7 protein-coding genes are annotated in these 6,131 nt (G+C 73.1%); 3 read left to right on the top strand and 4 right to left on the bottom strand.

Features of this window, described 5'->3' with window-relative positions:
- Positions 1–143: 143 nt before the first annotated feature.
- Together AB0E07_RS36705 and AB0E07_RS36700 are read right to left on the bottom strand one after the other, a co-directional pair.
- Entirely contained in the window at positions 144–572 is a 429-nt protein-coding gene (locus tag AB0E07_RS36705) for a hypothetical protein (protein ID WP_362261830.1), read from the bottom strand.
- Complete coding sequence (locus AB0E07_RS36700; RefSeq protein ID WP_362261828.1) at positions 569–1,165, bottom strand: ATP-binding protein; 597 nt, start codon at positions 1,163–1,165, stop codon at positions 569–571. The genes AB0E07_RS36705 and AB0E07_RS36700 overlap by 4 nt, the downstream gene beginning before the upstream one ends.
- Positions 1,166–1,366: 201 nt before the next feature.
- Between AB0E07_RS36700 and AB0E07_RS36695 the strand changes: the two genes are divergently transcribed.
- The gene (locus tag AB0E07_RS36695) at positions 1,367–2,227 is read left to right on the top strand and encodes a helix-turn-helix transcriptional regulator (protein ID WP_362261826.1); all 861 of its coding nucleotides are present in this window, start codon (positions 1,367–1,369) and stop codon (positions 2,225–2,227) included.
- Positions 2,228–2,482 carry a DUF397 domain-containing protein gene (locus tag AB0E07_RS36690; RefSeq protein WP_362261823.1) on the top strand — a complete coding sequence of 85 codons (255 nt, stop codon included), beginning with the start codon at positions 2,228–2,230 and terminating at the stop codon, positions 2,480–2,482.
- 154 nt (positions 2,483–2,636) lie between these two features.
- Here AB0E07_RS36690 and AB0E07_RS36685 read toward each other — a convergent pair whose 3' ends face one another.
- Complete coding sequence (locus tag AB0E07_RS36685) at positions 2,637–4,052, bottom strand: PLP-dependent aminotransferase family protein (RefSeq protein WP_362261820.1); 1,416 nt, start codon at positions 4,050–4,052, stop codon at positions 2,637–2,639.
- A gap of 47 nt (positions 4,053–4,099) precedes the next feature.
- Between AB0E07_RS36685 and AB0E07_RS36680 the strand changes: the two genes are divergently transcribed.
- A complete protein-coding gene (locus AB0E07_RS36680) occupies positions 4,100–4,588 on the top strand; it encodes a carboxymuconolactone decarboxylase family protein (RefSeq protein ID WP_362261817.1) in 489 nt (162 codons plus the stop codon).
- 6 nt (positions 4,589–4,594) lie between these two features.
- On the opposite strand, the gene AB0E07_RS36675 is transcribed toward AB0E07_RS36680, so the two are convergent.
- Complete coding sequence (locus AB0E07_RS36675) at positions 4,595–6,082, bottom strand: glutamate synthase subunit beta (RefSeq protein ID WP_362261814.1); 1,488 nt, start codon at positions 6,080–6,082, stop codon at positions 4,595–4,597.
- Positions 6,083–6,131 lie beyond the last annotated feature (49 nt).

The following is a 6,131-nucleotide window of genomic DNA, read 5'->3' as shown; positions in this document are numbered from 1 at the left end:
ACGCACGCTCGCCGCGTTGCCGAAACGCCCGAATAGCTCCGCTATTAGGGCGCTCCGGCGCCTTGCGATCGCACGCACCAGACGCCGCGGGGCCCGCCCTCCGGGCGGACGACGGGACTTTCGAAACACGCCCTAGTGCCGCGTCAGGCGCTGACCTGCCGGGACCAGGACGGGGTCGTTCCGGTCAGTCGGCACAGCGCCAGGTAGAGGGGTATCGGCGGGGTGTACGGCACGGCGCCGTCCGGCCGGTGGATCAGCCGTACCTCGTCCGGGACCACCGCGCCCGTCGCGTAGCGGGCCGGCTCGGGCCACTTCAGGGCGTAGTCGGAATCGGCGGGAACGATCCACCACCAGCGGGACTCGTCGGCGTACACACAGCCGACGTGGGGCAGCCGGGGCAGGATCAGCGATCCGAGATGAGCGGGGACGGCCACCGCGTCGCACCCCAGCGGCGCGGTCATTCCGTCCGGTACGGCCAGCCGCAGCGGGGCGTCCTCGGGACGCGTCCCGCGGCGCAGCCGGACCAGTGTGTCCAGGTTCAGTACCTGGGCCCTGCCGGTCGCGACGCTCACGCCGGCCCCCCGTTCTCGTCGTCGCCGTCGGAATCCCCGGCGGGACCGGGCTTCGGCCGGGCCCCCCAGCCCAGGTCGTCGCGCGGCCCGGCGTCCTCGCGCGGCGTGTCCGCCCGGCGCGGGAGTTCGGCCCAGACCAGCAGTCCGGGCCCGTGCTCGTGGGCGCCCCAGGCGTGGCAGAGGGCGTCGACGAGGAGCAATCCCCTCCCGTGCTCCTCGTCCCCGCGCTGCCCGGCCGGATGCGGCTCGCCCGGGGCGCACCCCTGGTCGCGCACGGCTATGCGCACCAGCTCGTCACCGTCGTGCAGCTCGCAGACTATGTGCCTGCTCGCGGTGTGCACGATGGCGTTGGTGACGAGTTCGGAGACCACGAGGGCCGCCGTGTCACAGGTGTCCTCGCAGATCGACCAGCCGGTCAGCCGGGCCCGCGTCAGGCGTCTCGCCTGTGCGGGGGAACCCGGATGTGCGGCCAGCTCGAAGCGGAACCGGCGCTCGGCCGGCCCCCGCTGGGGGCCGACGGCCGTGGCAGCGCCGAGACCGAGGGGGCCTGCGGCGTCTGTTCCTAAGGGCGCGGACGGAATCACGCTTGCCACTATCTCCCCGCCGTGAACACTTGGCAAGTGTCACTCTGAAAATTGCAGAGTGCTGTGTGACGGGGTGGATGGCCGTGGCACACTGCTCGCAACAGCATGTCGAACGGCGCCACTTGGGATCGAGGAAGATCCGTCCGGATCTTCGAATAGGTCTTCGAATGGCGCCGTAGGGCTGTCAGGAAACATGGGTGGAGGTGGAGCGTGAGCGAGCCGCGGTCCGCGCCGACGGTCGGCCAGGTCGTCCTCGGGCGGCGCCTGCTGGACCTGCGGGAACGCGCCGGGCTCAAGCGCGAGGAGGCCGCCCGCGTGCTGCGGGTCGCCCCCGCCACCGTCCGCCGGATGGAGATGGCCGAGGTCTCCCTCAAGATCCCGTACCTCCAGCTGCTGCTGAAGGCGTACGGGGTGGGGGACGAGGAGGCCGAGGCCTTCGTGCAGCTGGCCGAGGAGGCCAACCGGCCCGGCTGGTGGCAGCGGTTCCACGACATCCTGCCGGGCTGGTTCTCGATGTACGTCAGCCTGGAGGGCGCCGCGAGCCTCATCCGGTCCTACGAGCCCCACTTCGTGCCCGGTCTGATGCAGACCGAGGACTACGCGCGCGGTGTGCTCAGGTCCGGCGCCATCGGCCAGACCAAGCCCGACGACATCGAGCGCCATGTGGCGCTGCGCATGCAGCGCCAGGGCCTGCTCACCCGGCCCGACGCGCCCCGGATGTGGGTCGTGATGGACGAGACCGTGCTGCGCCGCCCGATCGGCGGTCCGGAGGTGATGCGTGCCCAGATCGACCGGCTGCTCGACGTGACGAAGCTGCCCAATGTGACGCTGCAGGTCGCTCCGTTCGAGAGCGGACCGCACCCCGGCACGTACGGGCCCTTCGTGCTGTTCCGATTCGCCATGTCAGAACTTCCGGACATGGTCTACAGCGAGTACCTGACCGGCGCCGTCTATCTCGACGCGCGCCCCGAGGTGGCTACCTACCTCGAGGTCATGGACCGCATGGCGGCGCAGGCCGCTACGGCACATCGCACGAAGGAGATCCTGACGGATCTCCGCAAGGAGCTGTGAATGGATCGCATCAAGCCGCGTCCTCGCGTCTACAACGGCATGCCCGCGCGGGAGTTGGGCAGCGAGGGCTGGCACAAGCCGTGGAGCGGCGGCAACGGCGGCAACTGCCTGGAAGCGATGAAACTGGCCGACGGACGGATCGCGGTCCGCCAGTCGACCGACCCGGACGGACCGGCCCTGATCTACACCACCGACGAGATGACGGCCTTCATCGAGGGCGCGAAGGCGGGAGCGGCCGACTTCCTGCTCTCCTGAGACCTGTGAGCCTTGCTTTAACGATCCTGCTGTGTGCGTGACCGTTCCACGTCACTGAGTTACCGAACCAGTCGAAACCCGGCAAGGCCGGCCTCGCTCGGAGTGAGGCCGGCCTTCCCCGTTCCTGGCGGGCGGCCCGCTGACGGAGCCCCTCTCAGGCAGCGGGCAGGGCCGCGCAGAGCGCCTCCAGCGCCGCCGTGAACGCGTGCTCGGACGGGGTCGCGTACCCGACGACCAGGCCGTCGGGGGCGGCCGGCCCCGGGTCCCGCGGACGACGGAACGCCGCGAGTCCGTCCAGCGCCACCCCGAGCCGCCCGGCCCGCTCCACGGTGGCCGCCTCGGTGCCCGGCGGCAGCCGCAGCACCGCGTGCAGGCCCGCCGCGACCCCGGTGACCTCGATGTGCGGCGCCCGGCGGGCGAGCGCGGCGACGAGCCGGTCCCGGCGGCCGCGGTACCGCTGCCGCATGCGCCGCACATGGCGGTCGTAGGACCCGCGCGCGACGAAGTCGGCGAGACACAGCTGGTCCAGGACGCTCGCCCACGCCTCCCGCTCGCCCTTGGCCGCGAGCACGCCCCCGACGTACCGCTCGGGCAGCACCATCCAGCCCAGCCGGACCGCGGGGGAGAGGCTCTTGCTCACCGAACCGACGAGGATCACCCGCTCGGGGTCGAGCCCCTGCACGGCTCCGACTGGCCTGCGGTCGTAGCGGAACTCGCCGTCGTAGTCGTCCTCCACGATCACCGCGTCACGCGCGCGTGCCCAGTCGATCACCGCGGCCCGGCGGGCGGCGTGCAGCGGCCCGCCGGTCGGGAACTGGTGCGCGGGGGTCAGCAGCACGCCCCGCTCGCGGGTGAGCCCGTCGACCCGGGCGCCGTCCCCGTCCAGGGCGAGCGGTACGGTCCGCACCCCGGCGCCGGTGAGCAGCTCGCGGTGGAAGGGCAGCCCGTACGCCTCCACGGCCAGCGGGCCGCGCAGCACCCGCCCCTCGAAGAGCAGCCGCAGCGCGTGGCCGAACCCCGAGCAGACGACGATCCGGCCCGGATCGCAGCGCACGCCACGCGCGCGTGCCAGGTACTCGGCCAGCGCCTCGCGCAGTTCCCTCCGCCCGGCCGGATCGCCCGGCCCGAAGACCTCGGTCGGTGCCCCCTGGAGCGCCCTGCGGTAGGAGGCCAGCCACGCGGCGCGCGGGAAGCCCGACGCGTCGGGCGTGCCCTGCCGCAGGTCGTGCAGCGGGCCACGCGCGCGTGGCGGTGCCGGGGCGGGCGGGTCTCCGGCGGGGCGCGGCGGCAGGGCGCGCTCGGCGACCCGGGTGCCCGAGCCCTGGCGGGCGGTGAGCCAGCCCTCCGCGACCAGTTCCGCGTAGGCGTCGGCCACCGTGTTCCGGGCGACGCCGAGATCGGCGGCGAGCGAGCGGTACGGCGGCAGCCGGGTGCCGGGTGCGAGCCGGCCGTCGCGTACGGCCCCGCGCAGGGCACGGATGAGCGCGGCCCGTCTGCCGCCCGGCCCCGCCAGCTCCACGTGCAGGTCGGCGCCGATCCGTTCCGCTGAATTGACCCATGAATCCACCACGAAAATGCACCCTACAGGCGGTCTTTCGGGCCCGTAGGTTATGAGGCATGACGACGAACACGCAGGCCGAGGCCAAGGCCCCCCGGACGAACTTCGCGAAGAACGCCCCGAAGGCGTTCCGCGCGCTCATCGCCTTCGACGCCGCCGCCCGCGACGGCCTGGACCCCACGCTCGTCGAGCTCGTCCAGATCCGTGCCTCGCTCCTCAACAACTGCGCGTACTGCCTCCACATGCACACCAACGACGCCCGCAAGGCCGGTGAGACCGAGGACCGGCTGCACATGGTCGCGGTCTGGCGCGAGGCCCGGCACTTCTTCACGGACCGGGAACAGGCGGCCCTGGCCCTGACCGAGGCCGTGACCCTGGTGTCCGAGGACGGGGTCCCGGACGCCGTGTACGCGGAGGCGGCCGCGCACTTCGACGAGGGGGAACTGGCCCGGCTCCTGGCCCTGATCCTCACCATCAACACCTGGAACAGGGTGGCGCTGGCCACCGGCAAGGTGGCGGGCACGGACGAGCGCCGGAGCGCTGTCTGAGGTCCGTCAGACGGACATCGGCCGGTCGTACGGGGAGATCGGCGCCGGCAGGCGGGAGGCGCCGGTCAGGTGACGGTCGACCGCGGCCGCGACCGCCCGGCCCTCGGCGATGGCCCACACGACCAGGGACTGCCCGCGGGCCGCGTCCCCGGCGGCGAACACACCGGGCACGTTCGTGGCGAAGCCGGAGTCCCGCGCGATCGTCCCCCGCGGTTCCAGGCCCAGCCCCAGCTGCCCGATCAGCCCGTCCGCCCGGTCCGGCCCCGAGAAGCCGAGCGCGAGCAGCACCAGCTCCGCCGGAATCGCCCGCCCGGTCCCCGGCCGGGGACGGCGGTCCGCGTCGACCTCGACGAGGTGCAGGAACCGGACCCGCCCCGCCGCGTCCCCGGTGAAGCGGAGCGTCGACGCGGCGAACAGCCGGGCGTCCGAGTCGGCCAGGGGCGCGCTCTCCAGATCCCGCGCCTCCTCGTGCGCCGCCGAGAGCCGGTAGATCTTCGGGTACGTCGGCCAGGGTTCGGTCTCCTCGTCGCGCGCGGCACCGGGCTGGGCGTAGATGTCGAGCTGGGTCACGGACGCGGCGCCCTGCCGGACCGCGGTGCCCAGACAGTCGGCGCCCGTGTCACCGCCGCCCACGATGACGACGTGCTTCCCCGCGGCGGACAGGGGTGACACCTCGATGTCGCCCTCGCACACCCGGTTGGCCAGCGGAAGGTAGGCCATGGCCTGCTCGATCCCGGCCAACTCGCGCCCCGGCACGGGCAGTTCCCGCCAGGCCGTGGCCCCGGTCGCGACGACCACGGCGTCGTGGCGCGACCGCAGTTCCGCCGCGCCGACGTCCCGGCCGACCGTCACGGACGTACGGAACTTCGTCCCCTCGGCCCGCATCTGCTCGATACGCCGCTCCAGATGCCGCTTCTCCATCTTGAACTCGGGAATGCCGTACCGCATCAGGCCGCCGACCCGGTCGTCCCGCTCGTACACGACCACCGTGTGCCCGGCCCGGGTCAGCTGCTGTGCCGCCGCGAGGCCGGTGGGCCCCGAACCGATCACCCCGACCGTCCGCCCGGACAGCCGGTCCGGCGGCCGCGGCGGACTGAACCCCAGTTCCCACGCCCGGTCGGCGACCGCGCACTCGACGTTCTTGATGGTCACGGCGGGCTGGTTGATCGCCAGCACGCACCCCGCCTCGCAGGGCGCCGGACACAGCCGCCCCGTGAACTCGGGGAAGTTGTTGGTGGCGTGCAGCCGGTCGGCGGCGGCCCGCCAGTCGTCCCGGCTGACCAGGTCGTTCCACTCGGGGATCAGGTTGCCGAGCGGACAGGCGTCGTGGCAGAACGGGATGCCGCAGTCCATGCACCGGTCGGCCTGACCGCCGACGATCGGCAGCAGCGCCCCGGGCACGTACACCTCGTCCCAGTCCCGGACCCGTTCCTCCACGGGCCGACGCGGCCGGTCCCGGCGGGGTGTGGTCATGAATCCCTTGGGATCGGCCATGGCCGTCTCCCTCGCGTACGCAGCGGGGCCGTGCGTCATCGGGCGGCAC

Origin of the sequence: Streptomyces sp. NPDC048002, assembly GCF_040653275.1 — a bacterium.
In the GTDB taxonomy this organism is placed as follows: Bacteria; Actinomycetota; Actinomycetes; order Streptomycetales; family Streptomycetaceae; genus Streptomyces.
The sequence above is the reverse complement of the archived record's forward strand: the minus strand, read 5'-3'. Positions and strand labels throughout refer to the sequence as shown.